Source organism: Streptomyces sp. O3 (genome assembly GCF_054788135.1).
In genome coordinates this window covers 195,172-220,751 of sequence record NZ_JBTVYK010000002.1, presented here as the reverse complement: position 1 = coordinate 220,751, position 25,580 = coordinate 195,172, and the positions used below count along the sequence as shown (strand labels likewise).

At 72.9% G+C, this 25,580-nt stretch carries 26 protein-coding genes; 15 read left to right on the top strand and 11 right to left on the bottom strand.

Going from position 1 to position 25,580, the window contains the following annotated elements:
- Nucleotides 1–93: 93 nt before the first annotated feature.
- The 5 genes from ACX6XY_RS02285 to ACX6XY_RS02265 all read right to left on the bottom strand — a co-directional run bounded on the left by ACX6XY_RS02285 (nt 94) and on the right by ACX6XY_RS02265 (nt 3,954).
- Nucleotides 94–768 carry an urease accessory protein UreF gene (locus tag ACX6XY_RS02285; RefSeq protein ID WP_460325694.1) on the bottom strand — a complete coding sequence of 225 codons (675 nt, stop codon included), beginning with the start codon at nt 766–768 and terminating at the stop codon, nt 94–96.
- Nucleotides 769–805: 37 nt separating this feature from the next.
- Nucleotides 806–2,527: an urease subunit alpha gene (locus tag ACX6XY_RS02280; protein ID WP_460325692.1), complete on the bottom strand. Its 1,722-nt coding sequence runs from the start codon at nt 2,525–2,527 to the stop codon at nt 806–808.
- A complete protein-coding gene (locus ACX6XY_RS02275; protein WP_460325780.1) occupies nt 2,520–2,831 on the bottom strand; it encodes an urease subunit beta in 312 nt (103 codons plus the stop codon). The genes ACX6XY_RS02280 and ACX6XY_RS02275 overlap by 8 nt, the downstream gene beginning before the upstream one ends.
- Before the next feature lie 111 nt (nt 2,832–2,942).
- Nucleotides 2,943–3,245 (bottom strand): urease subunit gamma, encoded by a 303-nt coding sequence (locus tag ACX6XY_RS02270; RefSeq protein ID WP_460325690.1) that lies wholly within the window; start codon nt 3,243–3,245, stop codon nt 2,943–2,945.
- Between the two features lie 82 nt (nt 3,246–3,327).
- On the bottom strand, nt 3,328–3,954 hold the full coding sequence (locus tag ACX6XY_RS02265; protein ID WP_460325688.1) for a TetR/AcrR family transcriptional regulator: 627 nt from the start codon (nt 3,952–3,954) through the stop codon (nt 3,328–3,330).
- Nucleotides 3,955–4,071: 117 nt separating this feature from the next.
- Between ACX6XY_RS02265 and ACX6XY_RS02260 the strand changes: the two genes are divergently transcribed.
- Entirely contained in the window at nt 4,072–5,079 is a 1,008-nt protein-coding gene (locus ACX6XY_RS02260) for an ABC transporter permease (protein ID WP_460325686.1), read from the top strand.
- A gap of 67 nt (nt 5,080–5,146) precedes the next feature.
- On the opposite strand, the gene ACX6XY_RS02255 is transcribed toward ACX6XY_RS02260, so the two are convergent.
- Entirely contained in the window at nt 5,147–5,428 is a 282-nt protein-coding gene (locus ACX6XY_RS02255; RefSeq protein ID WP_460325684.1) for a type II toxin-antitoxin system Phd/YefM family antitoxin, read from the bottom strand.
- A gap of 134 nt (nt 5,429–5,562) precedes the next feature.
- On the opposite strand from ACX6XY_RS02255, the gene ACX6XY_RS02250 reads away from it, so the two are divergent.
- The 3 genes from ACX6XY_RS02250 (at nt 5,563) to ACX6XY_RS02240 (ending at nt 7,380) form a co-directional block, all read left to right on the top strand.
- Complete coding sequence (locus ACX6XY_RS02250) at nt 5,563–6,201, top strand: ATP-dependent Clp protease proteolytic subunit (protein WP_460325682.1); 639 nt, start codon at nt 5,563–5,565, stop codon at nt 6,199–6,201.
- Nucleotides 6,202–6,208: 7 nt separating this feature from the next.
- Nucleotides 6,209–6,535, top strand: a complete 327-nt coding sequence (locus ACX6XY_RS02245) for a hypothetical protein (RefSeq protein WP_460325680.1) — start codon at nt 6,209–6,211, stop codon at nt 6,533–6,535.
- A gap of 356 nt (nt 6,536–6,891) precedes the next feature.
- Nucleotides 6,892–7,380, top strand: a complete 489-nt coding sequence (locus tag ACX6XY_RS02240; RefSeq protein ID WP_460325678.1) for a C40 family peptidase — start codon at nt 6,892–6,894, stop codon at nt 7,378–7,380.
- A gap of 52 nt (nt 7,381–7,432) precedes the next feature.
- Here the strand turns inward: ACX6XY_RS02240 and ACX6XY_RS02235 are convergent, their stop codons facing one another.
- Complete coding sequence (locus ACX6XY_RS02235; RefSeq protein WP_460325676.1) at nt 7,433–8,071, bottom strand: LysE family translocator; 639 nt, start codon at nt 8,069–8,071, stop codon at nt 7,433–7,435.
- Nucleotides 8,072–8,144: 73 nt separating this feature from the next.
- On the opposite strand from ACX6XY_RS02235, the gene ACX6XY_RS02230 reads away from it, so the two are divergent.
- Nucleotides 8,145–9,056, top strand: coding sequence for a LysR family transcriptional regulator (locus ACX6XY_RS02230; protein WP_460325674.1), 912 nt, complete (start codon nt 8,145–8,147; stop codon nt 9,054–9,056).
- Between the two features lie 87 nt (nt 9,057–9,143).
- On the opposite strand, the gene ACX6XY_RS02225 is transcribed toward ACX6XY_RS02230, so the two are convergent.
- Both ACX6XY_RS02225 and ACX6XY_RS02220 read right to left on the bottom strand, forming a co-directional pair.
- Nucleotides 9,144–9,575 carry an ATP-binding protein gene (locus ACX6XY_RS02225; protein WP_460325672.1) on the bottom strand — a complete coding sequence of 144 codons (432 nt, stop codon included), beginning with the start codon at nt 9,573–9,575 and terminating at the stop codon, nt 9,144–9,146.
- Between the two features lie 228 nt (nt 9,576–9,803).
- Nucleotides 9,804–10,973, bottom strand: coding sequence for an 8-amino-7-oxononanoate synthase (locus ACX6XY_RS02220; RefSeq protein ID WP_460325670.1), 1,170 nt, complete (start codon nt 10,971–10,973; stop codon nt 9,804–9,806).
- 166 nt (nt 10,974–11,139) lie between these two features.
- On the opposite strand from ACX6XY_RS02220, the gene bioB reads away from it, so the two are divergent.
- From bioB to bioD, 3 genes are read left to right on the top strand one after another with little or no spacing between them, the layout of a single operon-like run.
- Nucleotides 11,140–12,321 (top strand): biotin synthase BioB, encoded by a 1,182-nt coding sequence (gene bioB, locus ACX6XY_RS02215; RefSeq protein WP_460325668.1) that lies wholly within the window; start codon nt 11,140–11,142, stop codon nt 12,319–12,321.
- Nucleotides 12,314–13,591, top strand: coding sequence for an adenosylmethionine--8-amino-7-oxononanoate transaminase (locus ACX6XY_RS02210; RefSeq protein ID WP_460325666.1), 1,278 nt, complete (start codon nt 12,314–12,316; stop codon nt 13,589–13,591). The genes bioB and ACX6XY_RS02210 overlap by 8 nt, the downstream gene beginning before the upstream one ends.
- Before the next feature lie 51 nt (nt 13,592–13,642).
- The gene (bioD, locus tag ACX6XY_RS02205) at nt 13,643–14,368 is read left to right on the top strand and encodes a dethiobiotin synthase (RefSeq protein WP_460325664.1); all 726 of its coding nucleotides are present in this window, start codon (nt 13,643–13,645) and stop codon (nt 14,366–14,368) included.
- 75 nt (nt 14,369–14,443) lie between these two features.
- Here the strand turns inward: bioD and ACX6XY_RS02200 are convergent, their stop codons facing one another.
- On the bottom strand, nt 14,444–14,887 hold the full coding sequence (locus tag ACX6XY_RS02200; RefSeq protein ID WP_460325662.1) for a hypothetical protein: 444 nt from the start codon (nt 14,885–14,887) through the stop codon (nt 14,444–14,446).
- 225 nt (nt 14,888–15,112) lie between these two features.
- Between ACX6XY_RS02200 and ACX6XY_RS02195 the strand changes: the two genes are divergently transcribed.
- From ACX6XY_RS02195 to ACX6XY_RS02185, 3 genes are all read left to right on the top strand, one after another.
- On the top strand, nt 15,113–15,784 hold the full coding sequence (locus ACX6XY_RS02195) for a class I SAM-dependent methyltransferase (protein ID WP_460325660.1): 672 nt from the start codon (nt 15,113–15,115) through the stop codon (nt 15,782–15,784).
- 180 nt (nt 15,785–15,964) lie between these two features.
- Nucleotides 15,965–16,804, top strand: coding sequence for an ABC transporter ATP-binding protein (locus ACX6XY_RS02190; protein ID WP_460325658.1), 840 nt, complete (start codon nt 15,965–15,967; stop codon nt 16,802–16,804).
- 5 nt (nt 16,805–16,809) lie between these two features.
- Nucleotides 16,810–19,374, top strand: coding sequence for an ABC transporter permease (locus tag ACX6XY_RS02185; protein WP_460325656.1), 2,565 nt, complete (start codon nt 16,810–16,812; stop codon nt 19,372–19,374).
- A 60-nt stretch (nt 19,375–19,434) separates the two neighbouring features.
- On the opposite strand, the gene ACX6XY_RS02180 is transcribed toward ACX6XY_RS02185, so the two are convergent.
- Nucleotides 19,435–19,845 (bottom strand): Fur family transcriptional regulator, encoded by a 411-nt coding sequence (locus tag ACX6XY_RS02180; RefSeq protein WP_460325654.1) that lies wholly within the window; start codon nt 19,843–19,845, stop codon nt 19,435–19,437.
- A gap of 297 nt (nt 19,846–20,142) precedes the next feature.
- On the opposite strand from ACX6XY_RS02180, the gene katG reads away from it, so the two are divergent.
- From katG to ACX6XY_RS02160, 4 genes are all read left to right on the top strand, one after another.
- Complete coding sequence (gene katG / locus ACX6XY_RS02175; RefSeq protein ID WP_460325652.1) at nt 20,143–22,374, top strand: catalase/peroxidase HPI; 2,232 nt, start codon at nt 20,143–20,145, stop codon at nt 22,372–22,374.
- A 109-nt stretch (nt 22,375–22,483) separates the two neighbouring features.
- Nucleotides 22,484–22,945: a GNAT family N-acetyltransferase gene (locus ACX6XY_RS02170; RefSeq protein WP_460325650.1), complete on the top strand. Its 462-nt coding sequence runs from the start codon at nt 22,484–22,486 to the stop codon at nt 22,943–22,945.
- Between the two features lie 192 nt (nt 22,946–23,137).
- Complete coding sequence (locus ACX6XY_RS02165) at nt 23,138–24,478, top strand: hemolysin family protein (protein WP_460325648.1); 1,341 nt, start codon at nt 23,138–23,140, stop codon at nt 24,476–24,478.
- Entirely contained in the window at nt 24,475–25,488 is a 1,014-nt protein-coding gene (locus tag ACX6XY_RS02160; protein ID WP_460325646.1) for a hemolysin family protein, read from the top strand. Before ACX6XY_RS02165 ends, ACX6XY_RS02160 begins: the two co-directional genes overlap by 4 nt.
- Nucleotides 25,489–25,580 lie beyond the last annotated feature (92 nt).

Here is a 25,580-nt window from a genome sequence, read left to right as displayed (position 1 = left end):
GGTGCGGGGTCGTGGCGTGGCGTGTTGTGTCGTTGCGTCGGCGGGGTGTCGTCGTGGCGTGGCGTCGTTGTCCGTCGAGGGTCGGTGCGGCGCTCAGGACGCGAAGAGGCGTACGGGCCAGGCGCCGTGCGCCTCCGCGCTGATCTCCAGCAGCGGCGCGGAGGCGGCGGGCAGCGCGTCGACGCCGTCGTCGAGGGCGCGCCGGGCGGCGTCGGTCGCCTGGTCGGCGACGCGGTCGGCCTCGGGCGCGAGCCGGGCCAGTACCGCGGTGGCGTCGAAGGGGTCCAGGCTGAGCAGCCGTACGGTCGCGGTCGCCGGGCCGCTGAGGTTCTCGTACGCGGCGCAGTACGCGGCGTCCACGGGCCCGAGCCCCGCGGCGCGCGCGGCGAGTCCGAGCACCACGGGCTGGTGCGCGCCGCGCGGCCTGGCCTCGGCGAGCGCGTCGAGCGCGGCCGACGGCCAGGTGGCGCGGGCCGCCCGTGTCAGCTGGCGGCCGAGCCTGCGGGACGCGGTGCGCAGCGCGGCCGACGGGGTGCGGGCGTCCGCGGCCTCGTCCAGCTCCAGCGGGTCCACGCCCAGCGCGGCCGCCGCGGCGAGGGCGGCCGCGGTCAGGCCCGCGGTGTGCAGCCGCCCGCGGCAGAACTCCGCGAGGCTCGCGGCGTCGGTGACGCGGCCCGCGGCGACCGCCGCCTCGGCGCCGCCGGAGTGCGCGTGCCCTCCGGCGGGGAAGCGGCCGTCGGCGAGTACCAGCAGTGCGGCTCTGGACATCCCTGGCTCCCTCCCTTCAGCTCTCAGCTCTCAGCTCTCAGAAGAGGAAGTAGCGCTGGGCCATGGGCAGTTCGGCGGCGGGCGCGGGCTCGACGCGTTCGCCGTCGACGGTGACGGCGAAGCTGTCGGGGTCGACCAGGACGCGCGGAGTGGCGGCGTTCTCGCGCATGTCCGCCTTGCTGACGCGGCGCGTGTCTCCGATCGCGGTGAACCGCTTGCCGAGGCCGAGCCGCTCGGGCAGCCCGTCGTCCAGGGCCGCCCCCGTCACGAAGTTGAGCGAGTTGCTGCCCGGCGCCCGGCCCGTCGCGCCGAACATGGGGCGGGGCAGTACCGGCTGCGGTGTGGGGATGGACGCGTTGGCGTCGCCCATCTGCGCGTACGCGATCTGTCCGCCCTTGATGACCAGCTGCGGCTTGACGCCGAAGAAGGCGGGGTCCCACAGCACCAGGTCGGCGAGCTTGCCGGACTCGACGGAGCCGATCTCGGCGTCCATGCCCTGGGCGACGGCGGGATTGATGGTGTACTTGGCGACATAGCGACGGGCGCGGAGGTTGTCCGCGCGGGAGTCGCCCGGCAGCGGGCCGCGCCGCCGCTTCATGACGTGCGCGGTCTGCCAGGTGCGCAGGACGACCTCGCCGATCCGGCCCATCGCCTGGGCGTCCGATGAGATGATCGAGATCGCGCCGAGGTCGTGCAGGACGTCCTCGGCCGCGATGGTGGACGGTCTGATCCGGGACTCGGCGAAGGCCAGGTCTTCGGGGACCGCCGGGTTGAGGTGGTGGCAGACCATCAGCATGTCGAGGTGTTCCTCGATCGTGTTGACGGTGTGCGGCCGGGTCGGGTTGGTGGAGCTGGGCAGGATGTTGGGCTCGGAGACGACGGTGATGATGTCCGGTGCGTGCCCGCCGCCCGCGCCCTCGGTGTGGTAGGCGTGCAGGGTGCGCCCGGCGATCGCCGCCAGGGTGTCGCCGACGAACCCCGCCTCGTTCAGGGTGTCCGTGTGGATGGCGAGCTGGGCGCCGGTCTCGTCGCAGACGCCGAGCGCCGCGTCGATGGCGGCGGGGGTCGCGCCCCAGTCCTCGTGGATCTTCAAGCCGAGTGCGCCGCCGCGCAGTTGGGAGTGCATCGCCTCGCGCGAGACGGTGTTGCCCTTGCCGAGCAGTCCGAGGTTGACCGGGTAGCCGTCCATGGCCTCCAGCATCCGGGCGAGGTGCCAGGGGCCGGGGGTGACGGTGGTGGCCTTGCTGCCTTCGGCGGGTCCGGTGCCGCCGCCGACCAGGGTGGTGATGCCCGAGGCGAGGGCCTCGTCGGCGAGCTGCGGGCAGATGAAGTGCACATGGGCGTCGATGGCGCCCGCGGTGACGATCTTGCCGTTGCCCGCGATGATCTCGGTCTCCGGGCCGATGACCAGGTCCGGGTGTACGCCGTCCATGGTGTCCGGGTTCCCGGCCTTGCCGATGCCGGTGATCCGGCCGTCCCTGATGCCGATATCGGCCTTGACGACGCCCCAGTGGTCGAGGATCACCGCGCCGGTGATCACGGTGTCGGGCGCACCGTCGGCGCGGGTGGCGCGGGACTGGCCCATCGACTCGCGGATGACCTTGCCGCCGCCGAACACCGCCTCGTCCCCAGCGTGTCCGGGGCCGCCCGCGCGGTCCTCCTCGATCTCGACGAGCAGGTCGGTGTCGGCGAGGCGGATACGGTCGCCGGTGGTGGGGCCGAACAGGTCGGCGTAGGCGGCGCGGGTCAGTTCAGCCATCGAGGGCACCTCCGGTCTCACCGCGCAGGCCGGGGACGATACGGGCCCCGGCCAGGGGGACGAGTTCCACGTCGACGGGGATGCCGGGCTCAAACCGGACGGCGGTCCCGGCCGCGATGTGCAGCCGCAGCCCGCGGGCGGCCGCGCGGTCGAAGTCCAGGCCCGGATTGGCCTCGGCGAAGTGGTAGTGGGAGCCGACCTGCACGGGCCGGTCGGCGCGGTTCAGGACGGTGAGCCGGGTGACCGGGCACCCCTCGTTGAGGCGCACGGGCGCGTCGGCGAAGAGAACCTCACCCGGAATCACGGGAGTCGCGGAGGCCGCGGGGGCCGGGGGGCCCGCAGGGCTCGCGGAGGCCTCAGGAGCCGCAGGCATCGGGGTCGGGGGCGGGGTCGGGGAAGTCATCGGCGCTCCCCGTCAGACGATCGGGTCGTGGACGGTGACGAGTTTGGTGCCGTCCGGGAACGTGGCCTCGACCTGGACGTCGTGGAGCATCTCCGCGATGCCCTCCATCACGTCATCGCGGGTGAGCACCTTACGCCCGGACGCCATCAGCTCGGCGACGGTCCGGCCGTCGCGGGCGCCCTCGAGGATGTGCGAGGTGATCAGCGCGACCGCTTCGGGGTGGTTGAGCCGCAGGCCCCGCGCTCGGCGCTTGTCTGCCACATCGGCCGCCACATGGATGAGCAGCCGTTCCTGTTCATGCGGGGTCAGTTGCACGCGTGCCACCTCACAGTCGACGCCCCCGTGACGCACGTCGGGGGAAGATGTCGCACGCTAATGCGGAAGTTTTTCCACCGCGTTAACTGGGCCGGGGTCGCCCCATCGACATCAGTCCGCGCAGCCCCTCCGCCGCCGAGTGCTCCGTCGACTCCCCGAACAGCGCCTGCTGGGCCGCGAACCCCTGCGCCAAGGCGATCATCGTCCGGGCCACGCTGTCGGCGGGGACGTCCGCGCGCATCATTCCCGCGTCCTGGTAGGCCTCGATCACCCGCACCCAGGCCTCCCGTACCTGGGCGTAGCCGTCCCGCAGCACGGCGGACAGCTCGTCGTTGCGGAGAGTCTCCGTCCAGGCCTGGATCATCAGCCGCGGGAAGCCGGACTCGCCGTCGTAGGACATGCCGGTATCCGGCCGGAGCACCTTGGCGAACACCTCCTCCAGGAGGACGTCGGGCCCCGGCGGCGGGCTCTGCCGCAGCGCCGCGTCGAAGGCGCCGCGGATGACGTCGAGCACCTCGCCGACGACCGCTCCGATCAGCTCCTCCTTGCCGCTGAAGTAGCGGTAGACCGCACCCGCCGACAGGTCGACCTCGCGCAGGACGTCCTGCATGGATGTGGCGTGGAAGCCGTTTCGCGCGAAGCAGCGCGCGGCGCCGTCCAGGATCTGGCGGCGGCGGGCGTCTAGGTGTTCCTGAGATACACGGGCCATGCCCACAAAGTAAAACGAACGTTCCTTCTTGACAAGGGTGACTCCCGGCTGGACAGTGAATCCAAGAAAACGAACGATCCTTCTTTTTGATCTCCGACATGCGAATCGAGGGACGCCATGTCCACCGCATCCGCTCTGCCGCGGTCCCGCCGGATGGTCGCGGTCACCGTGCTGGTCCCGCTGCTGGCCGCCCTCGCGCTGTGGGCGTTCACCTGGCCGGCCGCCCGGCTGGCACCCCAGGACCTCCCGCTCGGCGTCGCGGGTCCGACGGCCGCCGCCAGCGCCGTACAGGATCGGCTGGAGGAGAACGGCGGCGCGTTCGACGTCCGCCGTTACGCGGACGAGGCCGCCGCGCGGGCGGCCGTCGAGGACCGCGCCGTATACGGCGCGGTCGTCGTCACCGAGCGCGGCCCGAAGCTGCTGACCGCGTCGGCGGCGAGCCCTGTAGTGGACCGGCTGCTACGGCAGGCGGTGACCGCCCAGTCTCCCGGCGGGACGCCCGTCCGGACCGTCGACGTCGTACCGGCGCCGGACGGCGATCCGCGCGGCATCGCGCTGGGCTCCAGTGTGCTGCCGATGACGCTCGCCGGGGTGGCGGCCGGCGCCCTGGTGGCGATGACCGGGCTGCGGCGGCTGCGTGCGGCCATCGCCCTGGTCGGCGCGGCCGTACTGGTGGGCCTGGTCGCCGCCGCACTCGCACACAGCTGGCTGGGCGTGCTCACCGGCGACTGCTGGACCGAGGCCGGTGCGCTGAGCCTGACGGTGCTGGCGGTGGGCGCCGCCGTCGCCGGACTCGCGGCCCTGATCGGTCCCGCGGGCATCGGCGTCGGCGCCCTGCTGGTCGTCCTGCTCGGCAACCCGTTCTCCGGGGTGACCTCGGCGCCCGAGTTGCTCCCCCAGCCCGTGGGGCTGATCGGCCAGTGGCTGCCGCCGGGCGCGGGCGGGAGCCTGCTACGGTCGGTGTCCTTCTTCGACGGGGCCCAGGCGGGCGGGCCCGCGCTGGTGCTCGGCCTGTGGACGGCGCTGGGCCTGACGGCGGTGCTGCTCGGCGGACGCCGGGCCGCCGGGGGCGGCGTCGCGGCGGGCGAGCCGCAGGCCGTGCCGGAGCCCGCCCCGGCGGACTGACGCCGCCGCCCCACGGACCGGCCGTACGCCCCCGCCGTAGCGGACGGGGGCGTACGGCCACCGGGGTCTACGACGGATTCGGGCCGCGGTGTTCGGCCGCGATGCCGAAGCGCTGGCGTTCCGCCGCGGGCGGCGCCCCCGCGCCGCGCACCGTCGAGACGGCGCTGATCACCTGCTCGTCGGCGTCGTGCCGCGGCTGCTCAAGACGCTCCAGGTCGGCGGCCGACACCAAGGCCACGAGCGGCTTGCCGTGCCGCGTGACCACGACGCGCTCTCCGCCGTACACGACACGGTTGATGAGGTCGGCGAGCTCTGCCCGCGCTTGCGTCACCGGAATCTCGTAGGCCATGCCCCCAGCCTAAGCACCCCGCGCCGACCGCCCCTTCCTCTTCCCGCACTCTCCCCCTGGAATGTGCGTCCTGTACATTTTTTACAGAACCGCACACAGCACCGCACGTATCGATCGACGAGGAGCGCCCTGCCGTGAACCCACCGTCCGCCCGTTACGTCCTGCCCGAGTTCACCGAGCGCACCAGCGCCGGACGCCACCGCACCATGGACCCCTACGCGAAGCTGCTCGAGGAGCGCATCGTCTTCCTCGGGACACCGGTCGACGACACGTCGGCCAGCGACGCGATGGCCCAGTTCATGCATCTCGAGCACGCCGCACCCGACCGGGACATCTCGCTGTACATCAACTCCCCCGGCGGCTCGTTCAGCGCGATGACCGCGCTCTACGACACGATGCGGTACGTCAGTTGCGACGTCGAGACGGTCTGTCTGGGGCAGGCGGCCTCCGCCGCGGCCGTGCTGCTCGCGGCCGGAACGCCCGGCAAGCGGTACACGCTGCCCGGCGCCCGAGTGCTGATCCACCAGCCGTCCGCCGCCGAGCCGCTCCAGGGACAGGCGACCGATCTGGCGATCCAGGCCGACGAACTCATGCGCACCCGCGACCTGCTGGAGGGGATGCTCGTACGCCACACCGGGCAGCGCCCCGAGCGGATCGCGGCGGACATCGAGCGGGACAAGATCCTCACCGCGCGGGAGGCGGTGGACTACGGCCTGGTGGACCAGATCATCCCCAGCCGCAAGGCGCTCCGGGCGACGCCCGGCGCGAGGTGAGCCGCCGATGCCGCCAGCGCAACCGCCCGAGCTCCCCGGACTCCCCGAACTCCCCGCGCTGACCCGTGCCGAGTCGGAGGTCGTCGACCGGTATCTGGAGGTGGTCGACCTGCTGGGCCGGATCAACCCGGCGCGCGGCCGCGACACCTACGGCTCGCTGCGCGCCGCGCAGGCCCTGGTCGCCAAGGCCACCGCGCTGCGGGACGCCCTGACCCTGATGCACCAGCGCGGCGAGGCCGAGGTCCACGCGGCCGTCCTCACCCGAGCGCTGCGCGTGCTGGACGGCGAGCGACGGGCCGGGCGGGTCACGCTGCCGCCCGCTCCCCGGACCTGACGGCGCGCGCCGGGGCGTCCGGGGGGTACGGGGCGGGTCGCCCGGCCGCCCCGTACCCCGAAGGGACCAGTCCGGGTCGCCTGATCGGCGGTGTGGAAATCCGTCTTCATAGCGTCACGAAATCGCCCGTGTTTGGTAACTGATGTCCGGACAGTGCGGTTTCGGTGCTGGTCCGGGGGCCTCGCGAGCCGTCACCCCGGCCGCTGACCTCCGGCCACCCACCCGAACAGCGCATTCGTGATGAGCCTCACATACCGCTGTTTCTCCACGAATCGGCGTGTTTCGTGCGCCAGGATCCCTTGCCACGACAAGCCCCGCCAACACCGGCGGGGTGGTCCGGACCGAAGGGGTTACGCATGACCATCCGTCACCGTGTTCCTTCTCAGCTCACTCGGACTCTGCTCACTCGGGCCGGGACCGCATCGGCCCTCGGCCTCATCGCCGTCGGCGGCACCGTCGTGGCGCCGGGCGCCGCGAACCAGGCCGAAGCCGCGGCTCACTCGGTCAAGGCCGTCAAGGTCGCGGCGTCCAAGAAGGGGGCTCCGTACCAGTGGGGCGCGGCGGGGCCGCGCCGCTTCGACTGTTCGGGGCTGACCCTGTACTCGTTCAAGCGTGTCGGCAAGCGGCTGCCGCGCACCGCGGCGGCCCAGCGCAACAAGACCCGGCGGGTCACGTCGGGCCAGCGCCAGCGCGGCGATCTGGTGTTCTTCCATTCCGGGCGGAGCGTCTACCACGTCGGCATCTACGCCGGTAGCGGCCGCATCTGGCACGCGCCCAAGAGCGGCGACGTGGTGCGCCTGCAGAAGATCTGGACCAGGAGCGTGTCCTACGGGCGGGTGCGCTAGCGCCATCGCCCTGTCCGGCGCGCGGGGCAGGGCGCCCGCCCCCGGTCGGTGGTCAGCCCGCCAGTGGTGTCGCCAGCAAGGTCAGCCCCAGGGCGGCCAGCGCCGTGCCGCTGACGCCCTCGACGGCGCGGGCCGTACGCGGTCGGCGCAGCCAGCGGCCCAGCCGGTCCACCAGCAGGGCGACGGCCTGGAACCAGACCGCGGCGAGCCCGACGATGATCGCCGCGAGCAGCAGCGTGCGCGGCATCGCCGGGCTCGACGCGGGCACGAACTGGGGCAGCACGCTGAGGAAGGTGATCGACGCCTTCGGGTTGAGCGCGTTGGTCAGGAACCCCTGGCGCAGGGCCCTGGCGGGCCGTACGGCCGACGGCCCCTCGGCGTCGGCGGCGGCATCGACGGCCGGGCGCGGCCGGGCCGCGGCGCGCAGCGCGCCGTACCCGAGGTAGAGGACATAGCCGCCGCCCAGCAGTTGCAAGGCGCGGAACAGCGCCGGAACGGCCGCGAGCAGGGCGGCGGCCCCGGCCACGGCGAGCGTGGTGTGCACCAGCAGTCCGGCCGCGATCCCCAGGGCGCAGGCGGCGCCCGCCCGGCGCGAGGCCAGAGCGTTGCGCACCACGACGGTGAAGTCCGCGCCCGGCATGGCGACCATGGCGGCGGCGAACCCGGTGAAGGCGACCAGTTGCGTGTCCATGGCCTTCAGCGTGCCCGCCGTGAGCCTTCAGCAGGTACTTGCAATCTTGAGGGTCTGCCTTAAGAGTTGCTTTATGTACGATCCCACCCGGCTCGCCGCGCTGGTGGCGGTCGCCGAGGCCGGTTCGATCACTCGGGCCGCCGCGCGACTCGGCTATACGGCGCCCGCGTTGTCCCAGCAGCTCGCCAAGCTGGAGCGGGAGGCCGGGGCCGTGCTGCTGGTGCGGCACCACCGGGGGGCGCGGCTGACGGCCGCGGGCGAGCTCCTGGCGGCGCGGGCCCGCAGGGTGCTGGACGAGCTGGATCTGGCCCGGCACGAACTGGCCCGGCTGGCCGGGCTCTCCGGCGGGCGGCTGCGGATCGGGGCCTTCGCCACGGCCGGGCTTCAGCTGCTGCCGCCGGCGCTCAGCGCGTTCCGCAGGGCGCATCCCGACGTCGAGCTGGCGGTGGCGGAGTACGAGCCTCCGGCGGGAGTCGCCGCGGTGGCGGACGGCGCGGTGGATCTCGCGCTGACGCACGCGTACCGGCCGGGCGGGACGGAGCCCTTGCCGTCGGCGGTCGCCGTCGAGGTCCTGCTGTCCGAGGAGTTGGTCCTGGTGACCGCTCCGGGGCACGCGCTGGCGGACGGCGCGGGGCGGCTGCCGCTGGGTGCGCTCGCCGGGCAGCCGCTGATCAGCGCGCCCTGGCCGCCGCGCCGCCGGGAGGTGGAGGCCGTGCTCGCGGCGGCCGGGGCCAGCCCGTCGGTGGTGGTCGAGACGCCCGGCTACGCCCTGGTGTGCGCGCTGGCCAGCGCGGGGCTCGGGGTCGCCGTGGTGCCCGAGATGGTGGCGCGCAACGCTCTGACTCCGGTGAGCGTACGGCTGTTGGACCCGCCGGGGCTGAGCCGTACGATCTCGGTGGCGTACCGGGCGGACGAGGCGAACCCGGCGGCGGACACCCTGCGAGCGCTGCTGCGCGGCGCGTTCGGGCGGCCCGCGGCGCTCTGAGCACGCAGGGCGCTCCGCGGGCGAGCGTGCTCGGGCCGCGCCCCGGCGGCCGGGCTCGGAGGCTCGCTCCGGCGGCCGGGCTCGGGTTCAGTTCTGGACGGGGGCCGTCCAGGGCAGGGTGATCCAGATAGTCTTGCCGCCCTCGTCCGTCGGCCGCACCGCGAGGCGGCCGCCGCACTCGGCCGTCAGCCAGCGGATGATGACCATGCCGCGGCCGTTGTCCTGCTGGACGGCCGCGGGCAGCCGCTTGGGGAAGCGGGGGTGACTGTCGGTGACGCCGATGCTCAGCCGCTCGTCCCGTTCGAGCTCCAGGTCGACCGTGAAGGTCGGCGACTGACCGAACGTGTGCTGGACGGCGTTGGTCGCGAGCTCGGAGACGATGAGCCGGACGGTGTCCTGCACCTCGGCGTCACCGGGGAGGCCCCATTCGGCCAGGGTGCTGCTGACGTACTTCCGCGCCGCGGAGACCGAGGCGGGCTCGCTCGGCAGAGTGACGGATGCTTCCTGATGATCTGCCATGGCGACGCTGTCCCTTTCCCACCGGGACCGAACTCCGTTACGTAGCGGATGTGGCGGGTCGGCCCCGGACTGGTGCTTCGCGCCAGACTGCCACTGGAGGGCCCCGAAGCGTGGCGATCCCGGCAGATATGCATACATCTGTCGCCCGAAGCGGTGAACTCTGCTACGGAAGAACGGATTTGGGTGATACTGGCCCATCGGCGCCGTGCCCGACGCCGTCGGGCACGGTCACGCAGCGCCGTCGGGCGCGGTGGCGACGACGGTCCGCACGGCCTCGTCGACCTGCTGGCGCGTCAGGTCACCGCGCGCCGTCAGCCGGATCCGGGGGACGCCGTCCGGCACGGACGGCGGGCGGAAGCAGCCGACGGCCAGGCCCACGGCCCGGCAGTCGGCCGCCCACCGCACCGCCTCGTCCGGCCCCGGCGCGCACACGGACACCACGGCCGCGTCGGGCCGTACCGCCCGCAGGCCCGCGGCGGTGAGCCCGTCGTGCAGCGCGGCCGCCACCCGGCGGGCCCGCTCGGCGCGCTCCGGTTCGCGGCGCAGCAGCCGCAGCGCCGCCAGCGCCCCGCCCGCGGCCGCGGGGGCGAGCCCGGTGTCGAAGATGAAGGTGCGGGCGGTGTTCACCAGGTGGTCGATCACCTTGGCGGGGCCGAGTACGGCGCCGCCCTGGCTGCCCAGCGACTTGGACAGGGTGACGGTGACGACGACGTCCGGCGCGCCCGCGATCCCGGCCGCGTGCGCGGCGCCCCGGCCGCCCGCGCCGAGCACGCCGAGGCCGTGCGCGTCGTCGACCAGGAGTCCCGCCCCGTACGCCCGGCAGGCTTCGGCGAGGGCGGGCAGCGGGGCCGCGTCGCCGTCGACGGAGAACACCGCGTCGGTGACGGCGAGCGCGGGTCCGGCGTGCGCGTCCAGGGCCTTGCGCACGGCCTGAGGGTCGGCGTGCGCGGCGACCGAGGTGGTGGCGCGGGCCAGGCGGCAGCCGTCGATGAGCGAGGCGTGGTTGGCGGCGTCCGAGACGATCAGGGAGCCGTGCGGGGCGAGCGCGGTGACGGCGGCCAGGTTGGCGGCGTAACCGGAGGACAGGACGAGCGCGGACTCGAAGCCGCAGAACTCCGCGAGTTCCCGCTCCAGGCGGGCGTGCAGCTCGGTGGTCCCGGTGACCAGCCGGGAGCCGGTCGCGCCCGCGCCCCACTGCCTGGCCGCGTCGGCGGCGGCTTCGACGACCTCCGGGTGGCGGGTGAGGCCCAGGTAGTCGTTGCTCGCGAGGTCCAGCAGGCCCCAGGACGCCGGGCGCGGTCGCAGGGCGCGCACCAGACCGGCACGGCGCCGACGCTCGGCCTGGTCCTCGACCCAGCCGAACGGGTCCCGTGCGTCGTCGCTCGCCTGCTGGTACATCGGCCGTCCCTCGCGTCGTCGGGTGTCACAGGGCTTTGTATGCAGTCAACAGACCCTAATGGGCCACGGCCGCGGTCAGAATGTGGCGATACCCACACCCCGATCCACACCTGTTGTTCGGTTCCTACTTGGCCGGGGGCAGTGCTGTAAGCAAGGATCAGATCTCATGGACCTGTTGAACACGCTGGTGGACAAGGGGCTTCGGCGTGAGCTGCCGACCCGCGCAGAGGCGCTCGCCGTGCTGGCGACCTCCGACGACGAACTGCTCGACGTGGTGGCCGCGGCCGGGAAGGTGCGGCGGCAGTGGTTCGGGCGGCGGGTGAAGCTCAACTACCTGGTCAATCTGAAGTCCGGGCTGTGTCCGGAGGACTGCTCGTACTGCTCGCAGCGGCTCGGCTCCAAGGCCGAGATCCTCAAGTACACCTGGCTGAAGCCGGACGAGGCCTCCAAGGCGGCGGCGGCCGGTGTCGCCGGGGGCGCCAAGCGGGTGTGCCTGGTGGCGAGCGGGCGCGGGCCGACGGACCGTGACGTCGACCGGGTCGGGAAGACCATCGAGGCGATCAAGGAGCAGAACGAGGGCGTCGAGGTCTGCGCCTGCCTCGGGCTGCTCTCCGACGGGCAGGCCGAGCGGCTGCGCGAAGCCGGGGCCGACGCGTACAACCACAATCTGAACACCTCCGAGGCGACCTACGGGGACATCACCACCACCCACACCTACGCCGACCGGGTGGAGACCGTGCACCAGGCGCAGGCCGCCGGTCTCTCCGCCTGCTCGGGGCTGATCGCGGGGATGGGCGAGAGCGACGAGGACCTGGTCGACGTGGTGTTCTCGCTGCGTGAGCTGGACCCGGACTCGGTGCCGGTGAACTTCCTGATCCCGTTCGAGGGGACCCCGCTCGCCAAGGAGTGGCACCTCACCCCGCAGCGGGCGCTGCGCATCCTGGCGATGGTGCGGTTCGTGTGCCCGGACGTGGAGGTACGGCTCGCGGGCGGCCGGGAGGTGCATCTGCGCAGCCTGCAGCCGCTGGCCCTGCACCTGGCCAACTCGATCTTCCTGGGCGACTACCTCACCAGTGAGGGCCAGGAGGGGCAGGCCGACCTGGACATGATCAAGGACGCCGGTTTCGAGGTGGAGGGCGCGGACCGGGTGACGCTGCCGGAGCACCGGGTCGCCGCCGACGCCGACGCCGGATGCGGTTCCCACCAGGGCGGCTGCGCGCCGTGCGGCTCGGACTCCGCGGCCGGGGACGCGCCCGCCGCCGCGGAGCCGACGGCGGACGACGCCCGTACGGACCTGGTGGCGGTGCGCCGCCGGGGCGCCGGAACCGACCTGGCGCCCAATGCCTGACCAGGTACGGGACCTGCTCGAGCTGGACCGCAGGCATGTGTGGCATCCGTACGGGCCGATGCCGGGGCGTACGGAGCCGCTGGTCGTTCAGTCCGCGTCCGGGGTGCGGCTGCGGCTCGCCGGCACCGGCGAGGAGCTGGTCGACGGCATGTCGTCCTGGTGGTCGGCGATCCACGGCTACAACCACCCGGTGCTGAACGACGCGGTGCGCGGCCAGCTGGACCGGATGAGCCATGTGATGTTCGGCGGGCTCACGCACGAGCCCGCCGTGCGGCTGGCGAAGCGGCTGGTCGACATCGCGCCGGACGGTCTGGAGCATGTGTTCCTCGCCGACTCCGGTTCGGTGTCGGTGGAGGTCGCGATCAAGATGTGTCTGCAGCACTGGCGGTCGGTCGGCCGCCCCGCCAAGCGGCGGCTGCTGACCTGGCGCGGCGGCTACCACGGCGACACCTGGCAGCCGATGGCGGTCTGCGACCCCGACGGGGGCATGCACGAGCTCTGGTCGGGCGTGCTGCCGGAGCAGGTGTTCGCGGACGCGCCGCCGGTGGAGTACGAGGAGGCGTACGCCGAGCACCTGCGCGAGATGGTCGCCCGGCACGCCGACGAGCTGGCCGCGGTGATCGTGGAGCCGGTGGTGCAGGGCGCGGGCGGGATGCGGTTCCACTCCCCCGCGTATCTGCGGGTGCTGCGCGAGGTGTGCGACGAGCAGGACGTGCTGCTCGTGTTCGACGAGATCGCGACCGGGTTCGGGCGCACCGGGAAGCTGTTCGCCGCCGAGCACGCGGGCGTGACGCCCGATGTGATGTGTGTGGGCAAGGCGCTCACCGGCGGCTATCTGACCATGGCGGCGACGCTGTGCACCGCGCGCGTGGCGGACGGGATCTCGCGGGGCGAGGTGCCGGTGCTCGCGCACGGGCCGACGTTCATGGGCAATCCCCTCGCCGCCGCGGTGTCCCGCGCCTCGATCGATCTGCTGCTCGCGCAGGACTGGCAGACGGAGGTCAAGCGGATCGAGGCGGGCCTGCGCGAAGGGCTCGCGCCCGCGTCGGCTGTGCCGGGCGTGGTGGACGTACGGGTCATGGGCGCGATCGGCGTCGTCCAGCTGGACCGCCAGGTGGACGTGGCGGCGGCCACGGACGCGCTGCGGAGCGAGGGCGTGTGGCTGCGGCCGTTCCGCGATCTGCTCTACACGATGCCGCCGTACATCACGAGCGACGAGGATGTGGCGCGGATCTGCCGGGCGGTGTGCGTGGCGGCGGCCCGAGGCTGAGCGTGCTCGGGTCTTGACGATGTCGGCGAGGAGAGCAAGGAGAGCACGCCGGTGACGATTGTGGTGGTCACGGGGACCGGCACCGAGGTCGGCAAGACCGTGGCGACGGCCGCGGTGGCGGCCGCGGCGCTCGCGGCCGGACGTTCGGTGGCCGTACTGAAGCCCGCGCAGACCGGGGTCGGCTCCGGGGAGCGCGGCGACGCGGACGAGGTGGCGCGGCTCGCCGGGCCGGTCACGACGGTCGAACTGGCCCGCTTTCCCGAACCGTTGGCGCCCGCGACCGCCGCGCGCCGGGCCGGGCGGGCGGCCGTGCGGCCGCGGGACGTCGCCGACGCGGCGCGGAAACTGGCCGTCGAGCACGAACTGGTGCTGGTCGAGGGCGCGGGCGGGCTGCTCGTGCGTTTCGACGACGACGGCGGCACACTGGCCGACGCGGCGCGGCTGATGGACGCGCCGGTGCTGGTCGTCGCGGCGGCCGGGCTCGGCACGCTGAACACGACCGCGCTGACCGCCGAGGCCCTGCGGGCGCGGTCGCTGCGGCCGCTGGGCGTCCTGGTCGGCAGCTGGCCACGGCGGCCGGATCTCGCCGCGCGCTGCAACCTCACCGACCTGCCGACGGTCGCTCAGGCGCCGCTGCTGGGGGCCGTGCCCGAAGGCGCCGGAAGCCTCCCGGAACCGGCCTTCCGGTCCCGCGCGACGGGCTGGCTGGCGCCCGAACTAGGCGGCGCCTGGGACGCGGCCGCGGCGGTGTCGGCCGCCGCGGTGTCGGCCGCGTAGGCGGCCCGGCGCGGCGCACGCGGGGGCGGCGGGGCCTGTGGGGCATGCCCGCCGCCGGTGTGCGCTGTGGCGCGTTCAGCGGAGGGAGGCCGCCGCCGCCCAGGGGGATCTGCGGGGGCCCGCCGTGGGGGTGTGGGTCGCGCGTTGCATGCGGAGTGCGTCGACGGACTCCGCGAGGAACTCGTACTCGGTGGTGTCGTCGGAGGTGGCGAAGCGGATCAGCCGCCCCCGCGACAGGCCGTCGGCGACCGCGTCCTGCACGGCCGGGTCGTCCCGCCAGGCGCGCAGCTCCGCCGACGCGTCCGGGATGTGCGCCGCGACGGGCACCAGCGCCCGTGGCGGCAGGTACCCGCTGTCAGGGACCGGGTCCAGGCGTTCGGCGATCCAGGTCGCCCGCTCGCGCAGCCACCACAGGGCCAGCGCCAGGGAGGGCGCGCGGTAGGTGCCGAGAGGGACCCCGACTCGCCGTCCGCCGCACACTCCGTACGCGGTGACATGGCACAGGAACTCCTCATGCACAGCCGCTCCCTCACGCCGTTCTCGACGGACCTGGCACAGGTTTACCGGTGGTGCGGGGCGGTTCCATTGTCGTCGCGGCGTCCGGGACAGCGGCATATTCTCGACGTGAATGGCCGAGATTCATCCCTTACGCCCCAGGCGTCACCGTCGTCGCCTGGCATGACTGAACCGTGCGCGAGAGGGCACAACCGCGGTAACCGTCGCACTCACCGAGGAGCCTCCGCCATGCCGTCGCGCAGCGCCAACGTGTACCGGGACCCTGTGCACCACCCCGTGTTCGCCCGCTTCTACGCACGGCAGAGCGTGGCGGCGGAGAAGATCATGCACGCCCATCGCGAGGAACTCCTGGCCGGAATCTCCGGCCGGGTCATCGAGATCGGCGCGGGCAATGGCCTGAACTTCGCGTACTACCCCCGGACCGTCTCGGAGGTGGTGGCGCTCGAACCAGAGCGCCTGCTGCGGAAGTTGGCCGCCGAGGCGGCGTTGCGCGCCGGGGTCCCCGTCGATGTGGTGCCGGGCGGCGCGGAGGCGCTGCCGGTCAAGAGCGAGGCGTTCGACGCGGTGGTGTTCTCGCTGGTGCTGTGCAGTGTGCGCAGCGTGGAGCGCAGTCTCGCGGAGGCCCTGCGGGCGCTGCGGCCGGGCGGGGAACTGCGGTTCCTGGAGCATGGCCTGGCGCCGCGGGGACGGGTCATGCCGACGGCGCAGAAGGCGCTGGACCGCACGGTGTGGCCGCTGCTGTTCGGCGGCTGCCATGTGGCGCGCGAGCCGCTCGCCGCGATCGAGGCCGCGGGGTACGAGGTGACGGCGTACCGCCGCCTGCTGATTCCCGCGCGCGGACCGCGCCTGCCCTCGTCGTACTGCGTCCTGGGCACGGCACGACGGCCCGCCGGGGTCTAGGGGGCGTCTCCCCGAGACGCCCCCAGGGCGTGTTGCGGCGGGGGCTTCGGGGCTCGGGATTCGGGGCCGCCTGGGCTTTCGCACGCTAGCGTGGGCGTAGTGGCGCGACACGCGTCGGAGCCGCGCTCCGCGCGCGGGAGCCGGACGCGCGCGGGTACGGCGGAGACTGGGGAGGCGGACTTGTCCACAGCCGGTGCGGCGAACGGAACCGGCCCCGCGCGGGCCGACGGCATCGCGGCGCGGGCCCGCGGTCTGACCAAGGCGTACGGGTCGGGCGAGACCGCCGTGCTCGCCCTGGACGCGGTCGACGTGGACATCAGCCGCGGCCGGTTCACCGCGGTGATGGGGCCTTCGGGTTCGGGGAAGTCCACCCTGATGCACTGCCTCGCCGGACTCGACTCGGTCTCCGGGGGCCAGGTGTGGCTGGGCTCGACCGAGATCACCGGGATGCGGGACAGGGAGCTGACGCGGCTGCGCCGGGACCGGATCGGGTTCATGTTCCAGGCGTTCAATCTGCTGCCGACCCTCACCGCGGCCGAGAACATCACGTTGCCCATGGACATCGCGGGCCGCAAACCGGACCCCGCGTGGCTGGAACGCGTCATCGAGACCCTCGGGCTCCAGGACCGGCTGCGGCACCGGCCGGCCCAGCTCTCCGGCGGGCAGCAGCAGCGGGTGGCCTGTGCCCGGGCGCTGGCGTCCCGGCCCGAACTGATCTTCGCGGACGAGCCCACCGGCAACCTGGACTCGCGCGCGGGCCTGGAGGTGCTGGGCTTCCTTCGGGAGGCCGTCGACGAGCTGGCCCAGACCGTGGTGATGGTCACCCATGATCCGGGGGCCGCCGCCCACTCCGACCTGGTGCTGTTCCTCGCGGACGGCCGCATCGTCGACGAGCTGCCGGACCCCAGCGCCGAGGCCGTGCTGGAGCGTCTGAAGCGGTTCGACACGCTGCTGCCGGAGGCTTCGACGCGCCTGGACGAGACCGGCGACAGAACCGGCGACAGGACCGAGGAGAGCTGAGCGGCGTGCTGAAGGCGACACTGCGGAGCTTCTTCGCACACAAGGGGCGGCTGGCGCTGTCCGCGCTGGCCGTGCTGCTGTCCGTGGCGTTCGTGGCGGGCAGTCTGATCTTCTCGGATACGGTGAACCGCACCTTCGACCGGCTGTTCGCCTCCACCGCGGCCGATGTGTCCATCGAGCCGAAGGAAGGCGTCAACGAGGCGCTCCCCTCAGGGATCACCCCGACCGTTCCGGCCTCGCTGACCGACCGGGTCGCCGCCGTGGACGGCGTCGCCAGGGCCGATGTCGACGTCGACGTGCAGCGCATCACCATCGTCGACGCCGACAACGAGTCGGTGGGCCCGACCAGCGGCGCCCCCACCATCGCGGTCGCCTGGTACGAGAGCGACCGCAGCCCCGTACGGCTGGCCGAAGGCCACCCGCCGCGCGGCGGGGACCAGGCGCTCATCGACGCGGACACCGCGGACCGCAAGAACGTGTCCATCGGCGACACCCTCACCATCCACGCGCGGCCGGGATCGTTCCAGGTGCGGGTGGTCGGCATCGCCGCCTTCACGACCACCAATCCGGGCGCGGCGCTGGTCTTCCTGGACACCGTGACCGCCCAGACCAAGCTCCTGGGCGACCCGGATCTGGCGACCGGCATCGCGGTCGAGGCGGCCCCCGGTGTGCGCGACGCCGAGCTGAAGCGGAACATCGTCGCCGAGCTGGGCACCGCCTACGAGGTGCGGACCGCCGACGAGCAGGCCAAGTCCGCCGCCGAGGAACTGGGCACGTTCCTGGACGTCATCAAGTACGTGATGCTGGGCTTCGCCGGGATCGCGGTCCTGGTCGGCGTGTTCCTGATCGTCAACACCTTCTCGATGCTGATCGCCCAGCGCACCCGTGAGCTGGGGCTGATGCGCGCGCTCGGCGCCGACCGCCGCCAGGTGCGCCGCTCGGTGCTGACCGAGGCGCTGCTGCTCGGCCTGGTCGGTGCGACGCTGGGGCTTGCCTCCGGCATCGGCCTGGCGCTCGGGCTGATCGAGCTGATGGGCCTGTTCGGCATGAACCTCAAGTCCACCGAGATGGTCATCGGCTGGCCGACCCCCGTCGCCGCGTATGTCGTCGGCGTCGGCGTCACTTTCGTCGCGGCGTACCTCCCGGCGCGGCGGGCCGCGCGGGTCTCGCCGATGGCCGCGCTCGCCGACGCGGAGGTCTCCGGCGTCGGGCGGCCGCTGCGGGTCCGTGCCGTGGTGGGCGCCTCGGTCTGGGCGGCCGGTGCGGCGGCGCTGACCGGGTGCGCGGTGAGCGAGGACACCTCGGACGCCGCGTCGCTGCTCGGGCTCGGCATCGTCCTCACGCTGGTCGCGACCGTGATCGCGGGTCCGCTCCTGGTGCGTCCGGTGATCCGGGTGCTGGGCGGCGCGTTCCCCGCGGTGTTCGGCTCGGTCGGGCGGATGAGCCAGCGCAACGCCCTGCGCAATCCACGCCGTACGGGCGCCACGGCCGCGGCGCTGATGGTGGGCCTGGCGCTGGTGGGCGGGCTCGGGGTGGCCAGCGCCTCGATGACGAAGTCCTTCGACGAGCAGATCGACCGGACCCTGGGCGCCGACTTCGTGGTGCAGGGCAGGGACTTCCTGCCGTTCCCCGCGGAGATCACCGAGCGGGTCCGCGCATCGGACGGCGCCGGTCTCGTCGTACGGCAGCGGTACGCGCCGGTGGAGCTCAGTCTGCCGGACGGCGCGAAGGTCACCTCGACGGCGGGGGCCTATGAGGACCGCCTGGACGAGGTCGCCAAGATCGCGTACACGGACGGCGACACCGCGTCCGCGCTCGCCCTGGACCACATCGCCATGGACCGGGAGTTCGCCGACGACCACGGGGTGCGGATCGGCTCCGTGCTGCCCGCGGAGTTCCCCGGCAGGCGCGGCGCGCGCCTGACCGTCGGGGCCCTCACCGACCAGCCGGGGGCGAGCGGGCCCGGTACCCAGGGCAACCTGTTCATCGGCTTCGCCACCGCCGAGAAGTACCTCCCCGGCGGCCAGGACTCGGCCGTGTTCGTGAACGCCGCGTCCGGCACGGGCCCCGGCACCCTCCGGGCGAGCCTGGAGGAGGCCCTGGACGCGTACCCCCAGGTGCAGGTCCGCGACCAGGCCGACTACAAGGAGCTGATCCGCGAGCAGATCGCGGTGCTGCTCTATCTGGTGTACGCGCTGCTCGGCCTGGCGATCGTGATCGCGGTGCTCGGGGTGGTCAACACCCTGGCCCTGTCGGTGGTGGAGCGCACACGGGAGATCGGGCTGCTGCGCGCGATCGGCCTGTCCCGCAGGCAGCTGCGCCGGATGATCCGTCTGGAGTCGGTGGTGATCGCCGTGTTCGGCGCGGTGCTCGGCCTCGCGCTGGGCCTGGTGTGGGGCCTGGCCGCACAGCGGGTCCTGGCGCTCCAGGGCATGACGGCCCTGGACGTCCCCTGGGGGACCATCCTGATCGTGATGGGCGGTTCGGTGGTGGTGGGGCTGGCGGCCGCGCTGCTGCCCGCGCTGCGGGCCTCGCGGATGAACGTCCTGGCGGCGATCGCCCACGAGTAGACCGACGAGGAGCACGAGGAGCACGAGGAGTCAGCTAGTCAGCGCGGGCCGGGCGGGGCCTCAGGCACAGGCCGGGCAGAGGCCTCGGTAGGTGACATCGGCGCCGGACACCGTGAAGCCGAAGCGTTGGTCGGCGGGGAGCTCGGCCAGGCGGTCGCCGGTCGGATGGACGTCACGGATGACGCCGCAGCCGGAGCACACCAGATGCTGGTGCGGCTGGTGCGCGTTGGGGTCGTAGCGCTTGGCGCGGCCCACGGTGGCGACCTCGGTCAGCTCGCCGACGGCCACCAGCTCGCCCAGGGTGTTGTACACGGTCGCGCGGGAGATCTCGGGCAGTCGGCGGGCCGCCAGGGCGTGCACCTCGTCGGCCGTCAGATGGACGTGGTCGCCGTCGAGGACTTCCGCGACGACACGCCGCTGGGCGGTCATCCGCCAGCCGCGCCCGCGCAGTCGCCGCAGCAGGTCGCTCATATCAGGTCCACCTGTTCAGGTACGGAGGGGCACGCGGGCTTCACCCGCGCGTCACCCGTGGGCGTCTGGCTCAATCCGACCGGCCAAGGATCTGACAGCCTTCTTGACTTGGATTTGCTCCATCGTAGGATCGGTTCTGGAGGTAGCCAAGGGGGTAGGAAACCCTCTCGGCGTCCAGGCGCTCGCCTTCCGGGGCGCAGGTCGGACATACCGACTGAACCCCCTCAAGCCGTCTGCCCGGCCGTTCCATCGTTCACCGTTCCTGAACAGCGTGATCCGCCAGCCGGAGGGATTCCCATGTCTGAGAACCACGACGCGATCGTCACAGACGCGAAGACAGCGGACGCGGGAGGCTGCCCGGTCGCGCACGGCCGCGCCCCGCACCCGACCCAGGGCGGTGGAAACCGTCAGTGGTGGCCGGACCGGCTCAATCTGAAGATCCTCGCCAAGAACCCCGCGGTGGCCAACCCGCTCGGTGAGGAGTTCGACTACGCCGCGGCGTTCAAGACCCTCGACCTCCCGGCGGTGAAGCGGGACATCGCCGAGGTGCTGACCACCTCGCAGGACTGGTGGCCCGCCGACTTCGGCGACTACGGCCCGTTCATGATCCGGATGGCCTGGCACAGCGCGGGCACCTACCGGATCAGCGACGGCCGCGGCGGCGCGGGCGCCGGGCAGCAGCGGTTCGCGCCGCTCAACAGCTGGCCGGACAACGGGAACCTCGACAAGGCCCGCCGCCTGCTGTGGCCGGTCAAGAAGAAGTACGGCAAGAACCTGTCGTGGGCCGACCTCATGATCCTCACCGGCAATGTCGCCCTGGAGCAGATGGGCTTCGAGACCTTCGGCTTCGCCGGAGGCCGTCCGGACGTCTGGGAGCCGGACGAGGACGTCTACTGGGGCCCCGAGACCACCTGGCTCGACGACGAGCGCTACACCGGCGACCGGGAGCTGGAGGACCCGCTCGGCGCGGTCCAGATGGGCCTGATCTACGTCAACCCCGAGGGCCCGAACGGCAACCCGGACCCGATCGCCGCGGCCCGCGACATCCGCGAGACGTTCCGCCGGATGGCGATGAACGACGAGGAGACGGTCGCCCTGATCGCGGGCGGTCACACCTTCGGCAAGACCCACGGCGCGGGCCCGGCCGAGAGCGTGGGGCCCGACCCCGAGGCCGCCCCGCTGGAGGAGCAGGGCCTGGGCTGGCGGAACACGTACGGCACCGGCAAGGGCGGTGACGCGATCACCAGCGGTCTGGAGGGAATCTGGACCAACACTCCGACGACCTGGGACAACAGCTTCTTCGACATTCTGTTCGGCTACGAGTGGGAGAAGTTCAAGAGCCCCGCGGGCGCCTGGCAGTACCGGCCGAAGGACGGCGCGGGCGCGGGCACCGTGCCCGACGCGCACGACCCGTCGAAGAGCCACGCTCCGACGATGCTGACGACCGACCTGTCGCTGCGGTTCGACCCGGCCTACGAGCCGATCGCCCGGCGCTTCCACGAGAACCCCGCCGAGTTCGCGGACGCCTTCGCCCGCGCGTGGTACAAGCTGACCCACCGTGACATGGGCCCGATCGCGCGCTACCTCGGCCCCGAGGTGCCGAGCGAGACGCTGCTGTGGCAGGACCCCCTGCCCCCGGTGACGCACGAGCTCGTCGACGCCGCGGACGTGGCGTCCCTGAAGAGCCGGGTGCTCGCGTCGGACCTGACGGTGGCTCAGCTGGTGTCCACCGCGTGGGCGTCGGCCTCGTCCTTCCGCGGCAGCGACAAGCGCGGCGGCGCCAACGGCGCGCGGATCCGCCTCCAGCCGCAGAGCGGATGGGAGGTCAACAACCCCGACGAGCTGGCGATGGTGCTGCGCACGCTGGAGGGCATCCAGGAGGAGTTCAACTCGGCCCAGACGGGCGGCAAGCGGATCTCGCTCGCCGACCTGATCGTGCTCGCGGGCGGCGCGGGCGTCGAGCAGGCCGCCAAGGACGCCGGAGTCGAGGTCCGGGTTCCCTTCTCTCCGGGCCGCGCGGACGCGTCGCAGGAGCAGACCGACGTGGAGGCGTTCGCCGCGCTCGAGCCGCGTGCCGACGGGTTCCGCAACTACCTGGGCAAGGACAACCGGCTGCCGGCCGAGTATCTGCTGATCGACCGGGCGAACCTGCTGACCCTGAGCGCCCCCGAGATGACGGTGCTCGTCGGCGGTCTGCGCGTCCTGGGCGCGAACCACCGGCAGTCGCCGCTCGGCGTCTTCACCGAGACGCCCGGATCGCTGACCAACGACTTCTTCGTCAACCTGCTCGACCTGGGCACGACGTGGCAGCCGACGGCCGACGACGCGAACACGTTCGAGGGCCGGGACGCCGCCACCGGCGCGGTCAAGTGGACCGGCAGCCGCGTCGACCTCGTCTTCGGCTCGAACTCCGAGCTGCGCGCGCTGGCGGAGGTCTACGCGAGCGACGACGCGAAGGAGAAGTTCGTGCACGACTTCGTCGCGGCATGGCACAAGGTGATGGACCTCGACCGGTACGACCTCGCCTGAGCCTCCGGGCGCCCGGACACCGGGTCTGAACACGGCGTCCGGGCGCGCCGCGCTGACCGCATGCTGGAATCCGCGGCAGGGCGGCCCGCCCGGTGCTGGGATATCCGGCATGAACGATGTACCGGCCAGGAACGATGCACGGATAGATGCACGGATAGATGTACGGATACGCGCCGCCGCGCCACGGGACCTCGACCGGGTGCTCGCCTTCTGGAAGACGGCCGCCGAGGGCGGCAGCATCAGCGACGACCGCGACGGCGTCGCGCGGCTGCTCGCCCGCGACCCCGACGCGCTGATCATCGCCGAGCGCGCGGGCGAGCTGACCGGGACGGTGATCGCCGGGTTCGACGGCTGGCGCTGCCATCTGTACCGGCTCGCGGTCCACCCTGACCACCGGCGCCAGGGCATCGGGGCCGCCCTGCTCTCCGCCGCCGAGGACCGGTTCGTGACGCTCGGGGGCCGCCGGGGCGACGCGATGGTGCTGGAGCGCAACGAGCTGGCCCACCACGCCTGGCGTGCGGCCGGATACCACCCCGAGGAGCGGTGGCGGCGCTGGGTGAAGCCGCTGTGAACACCGTGCCGCGCACCGGCTGAGCGCACCGGCTGAGCGCTCCCACCACCGCTCTTTGCCGCTCGTTTACTATGAGGGGAACGTCCGTCCCTCTGATGAAAGGTGTGAGCGTCCGCCCATGGGCGAGCCTCCTAGTATCTCCTGTCGCGCCGTCACCCCCGCACTGTCCGATCATGGGACGGAGGTGACCCGATGACGGAAGTACTCCTGCTCGCCGTGGCCGTGCTGCTCTGCCTCGCCTGCGGCGCTTTCGTCGCGGCCGAGTTCTCGCTGACCACCGTGGAGCGCAGCGAACTGGAGGACGCCGTCGAGCGCGGTGAGCGCGGCGCGGCCAGCGCGCTGAAGGCCGCGCGCGGCCTCACCTTCCAGCTCTCCGGCGCCCAGCTCGGCATCACGGTCACCAATCTGGTCATCGGCATGCTCGCGGAGCCCTCCATCGCCAAGCTGATCTCGGGCCCGCTGGAGAGCGCCGGCGTCCCGACGGCGGCCGCGCCGTCCCTCGCGCTGGTCATCGGCACGGCCCTGTCGACGATCTTCCTGATGGTCGTCGGCGAGCTGGTGCCGAAGAACTGGGCGATCTCCGCGCCGCTGGCCATCGCCAAGCGGGTGGCGACGCCGCAGCGCTGGTTCAGCGCGGCCTTCCGCCCGCTGATCACCCACCTCAACAACACGGCGAACCACACCGTGCGCCGCTTCGGCATGGAGCCCACGGAGGAACTCGCCTCCGCCCGCGGACCCCAGGAGCTGGTGGCCCTGGCCCGCCACTCGGCGAAGGCCGGTGCGCTGGAGGCGGACACCGCCGAGCTGTTCGTCCGCACCCTGAACCTCGCCGACCTGACCGCGGAGAACGTGATGACCCCCCGCGTGCAGGTGATGGCCCTGGACGTGCGGGCGACGGCGGAGGACGTGGCGTCCGCGACGCGGGCCACCGGGCTGTCCCGCTTCCCCGTCTACCAGCACAGCCTGGACACGGTCATCGGTGTGGCGCACATCAAGGACGTGCTCGCCGTGCCCGCGGAGCACCGGGCCCGCTTCCCGGTCGCCGAGCTGCTGCGCGAACCCCTCCTGGTGCCCGAGTCGCTCACCGTCGACCGGCTGCTCGACCGGCTGTCGGGCAAGCGCACGATGGCCGTCGTGATCGACGAGTACGGCGGTACGGCGGGCGTCGCCACCCTGGAGGACATCGTCGAGGAGGTCGTCGGCGAGGTACACGACGAGCACGACCCGCACGAGACCCCCGACCTGGCCCCGGCCGGTGACGACGCCGACGGCCGCACGGTGTACTCGGCCGACGGCGCCGCCCGGACGGACCAGCTGGCGAAGATCGGGCTGCGCGCGCCGGACGGCCCGTACGAGACCCTCGCGGGTCTGGTCGCCACCGAGCTGGGCCGTATCCCGGCCGTCGGTGACACGCTTCAGATCGTCGGCTGGCAGGTGGACGTGGTGGACGCGACCGGACACCGCGCGGCCCGGCTGCTGCTGCACGCGCCATCCGCCGACGCCCCGCAGGGAACCACGGAGGGAACGCGATGATCGTCGTTCAGCTGCTGATCGGCTTCGCGACCCTGGTCGCCAACGCCTTCTTCGTGGGCGCCGAGTTCGCGCTCATCTCGGTACGCCGCAGCCAGGTCGAGCCGCGCGCCGAGCAGGGCGACAAACGCGCCCGCCGGGTGATGTGGGGCCTCCAGCACGTCTCGCATGTGCTGGCCTCCGCCCAACTGGGCATCACGCTGTGCACGCTGGTGCTCGGCGTGGTCGCGGAGCCCGCGATCGCGCATCTGCTGGAGCCGGTGTTCGACGCGGCCGGCGTACCGCACGGCCTGGTCCACCCGATCTCGTTCGTGATCGCCCTCGCCCTGGCCACGTATCTGCACATGCTGCTGGGCGAGATGATCCCGAAGAACATCGCGCTCGCGGAGCCGGTGCGCAGCGCGCTGCTGCTCGGGCCGCCGCTGGTGGCGCTGACCCGTGCGCTGCGCCCGGTGATCTTCGCGATCAACGCCTTCGCCAACGGCCTGCTGCGGCTGCTGCGCGTCGAGCCCAAGAGCGAGGTGGCCGCGACGTTCTCGGACGACGAGCTGGCCCGGATGGTCAAGGACTCCGGCGAGGCGGGGCTGATCGACGACCGGGCCCGTGAGCGGCTGCACGACGCGCTGGAGCTGGGCCGCCGCCCGGTCGCGGACGTGGTGCTGCCGCTGGAGCGGGTGGTGTACGCGCGGGTCGGGGTGACCCCGGAGCAGCTGGAGCGGCTGTCGGCCGAGTCCGGGTTCTCCCGGTTCCCGGTGGTCGACTCGGGTCTGCGGATCGTCGGCTATCTGCACGTCAAAGACGCGCTGGACGCGATGCCGCAGGATCTGCCGTTCCAGGTACGGGACATGCGGCAGATCGCCCGAGTCCGGGAGTCGACCCCGCTGGACGACGTGCTGACCGCGATGCGGCGCAGCCGCACGCATGTGGCGGCGGTGCTCGGCGAGGACGGCCGTCTGTCCGGCATGGTGACCATGGAGGACGTCCTGCAGGAGCTGTTCGGGCAGCCCGCCTGAGCACGGGGCCGTCTGAGGCCGTCTGAGTGGGGGCCGTCTGAGCGCGGGCCCGTCTGAGTGCGGGCCCGTCTGAGCGCGGGGCCCGCCGCCCG

Excerpts from the sequence above, each read along its gene's own strand:
- ACX6XY_RS02245 (WP_460325680.1), top strand. The coding sequence starts at position 6,209 with ATGCCGCCAGCGCAACCGCCCGAGCTCCCCGGACTCCCCGAACTCCCC.
- ACX6XY_RS02160 (WP_460325646.1), top strand. The coding sequence starts at position 24,475 with ATGATCGTCGTTCAGCTGCTGATCGGCTTCGCGACCCTGGTCGCCAAC.
- ACX6XY_RS02280 (WP_460325692.1), bottom strand. The coding sequence starts at position 2,527 with ATGGCTGAACTGACCCGCGCCGCCTACGCCGACCTGTTCGGCCCCACC.
- ACX6XY_RS02210 (WP_460325666.1), top strand. The coding sequence starts at position 12,314 with ATGCCTGACCAGGTACGGGACCTGCTCGAGCTGGACCGCAGGCATGTG.
- ACX6XY_RS02265 (WP_460325688.1), bottom strand. The coding sequence starts at position 3,954 with ATGGCCCGTGTATCTCAGGAACACCTAGACGCCCGCCGCCGCCAGATC.
- ACX6XY_RS02240 (WP_460325678.1), top strand. The coding sequence starts at position 6,892 with ATGACCATCCGTCACCGTGTTCCTTCTCAGCTCACTCGGACTCTGCTC.
- ACX6XY_RS02235 (WP_460325676.1), bottom strand. The coding sequence starts at position 8,071 with ATGGACACGCAACTGGTCGCCTTCACCGGGTTCGCCGCCGCCATGGTC.
- ACX6XY_RS02180 (WP_460325654.1), bottom strand. The coding sequence starts at position 19,845 with ATGAGCGACCTGCTGCGGCGACTGCGCGGGCGCGGCTGGCGGATGACC.
- ACX6XY_RS02260 (WP_460325686.1), top strand. The coding sequence starts at position 4,072 with ATGTCCACCGCATCCGCTCTGCCGCGGTCCCGCCGGATGGTCGCGGTC.
- katG (WP_460325652.1), top strand. The coding sequence starts at position 20,143 with ATGTCTGAGAACCACGACGCGATCGTCACAGACGCGAAGACAGCGGAC.
- ACX6XY_RS02285 (WP_460325694.1), bottom strand. The coding sequence starts at position 768 with ATGTCCAGAGCCGCACTGCTGGTACTCGCCGACGGCCGCTTCCCCGCC.
- bioB (WP_460325668.1), top strand. The coding sequence starts at position 11,140 with ATGGACCTGTTGAACACGCTGGTGGACAAGGGGCTTCGGCGTGAGCTG.
- ACX6XY_RS02195 (WP_460325660.1), top strand. The coding sequence starts at position 15,113 with ATGCCGTCGCGCAGCGCCAACGTGTACCGGGACCCTGTGCACCACCCC.
- ACX6XY_RS02230 (WP_460325674.1), top strand. The coding sequence starts at position 8,145 with ATGTACGATCCCACCCGGCTCGCCGCGCTGGTGGCGGTCGCCGAGGCC.
- ACX6XY_RS02165 (WP_460325648.1), top strand. The coding sequence starts at position 23,138 with ATGACGGAAGTACTCCTGCTCGCCGTGGCCGTGCTGCTCTGCCTCGCC.
- ACX6XY_RS02225 (WP_460325672.1), bottom strand. The coding sequence starts at position 9,575 with ATGGCAGATCATCAGGAAGCATCCGTCACTCTGCCGAGCGAGCCCGCC.
- ACX6XY_RS02220 (WP_460325670.1), bottom strand. The coding sequence starts at position 10,973 with ATGTACCAGCAGGCGAGCGACGACGCACGGGACCCGTTCGGCTGGGTC.
- ACX6XY_RS02255 (WP_460325684.1), bottom strand. The coding sequence starts at position 5,428 with ATGGCCTACGAGATTCCGGTGACGCAAGCGCGGGCAGAGCTCGCCGAC.
- ACX6XY_RS02170 (WP_460325650.1), top strand. The coding sequence starts at position 22,484 with ATGAACGATGTACCGGCCAGGAACGATGCACGGATAGATGCACGGATA.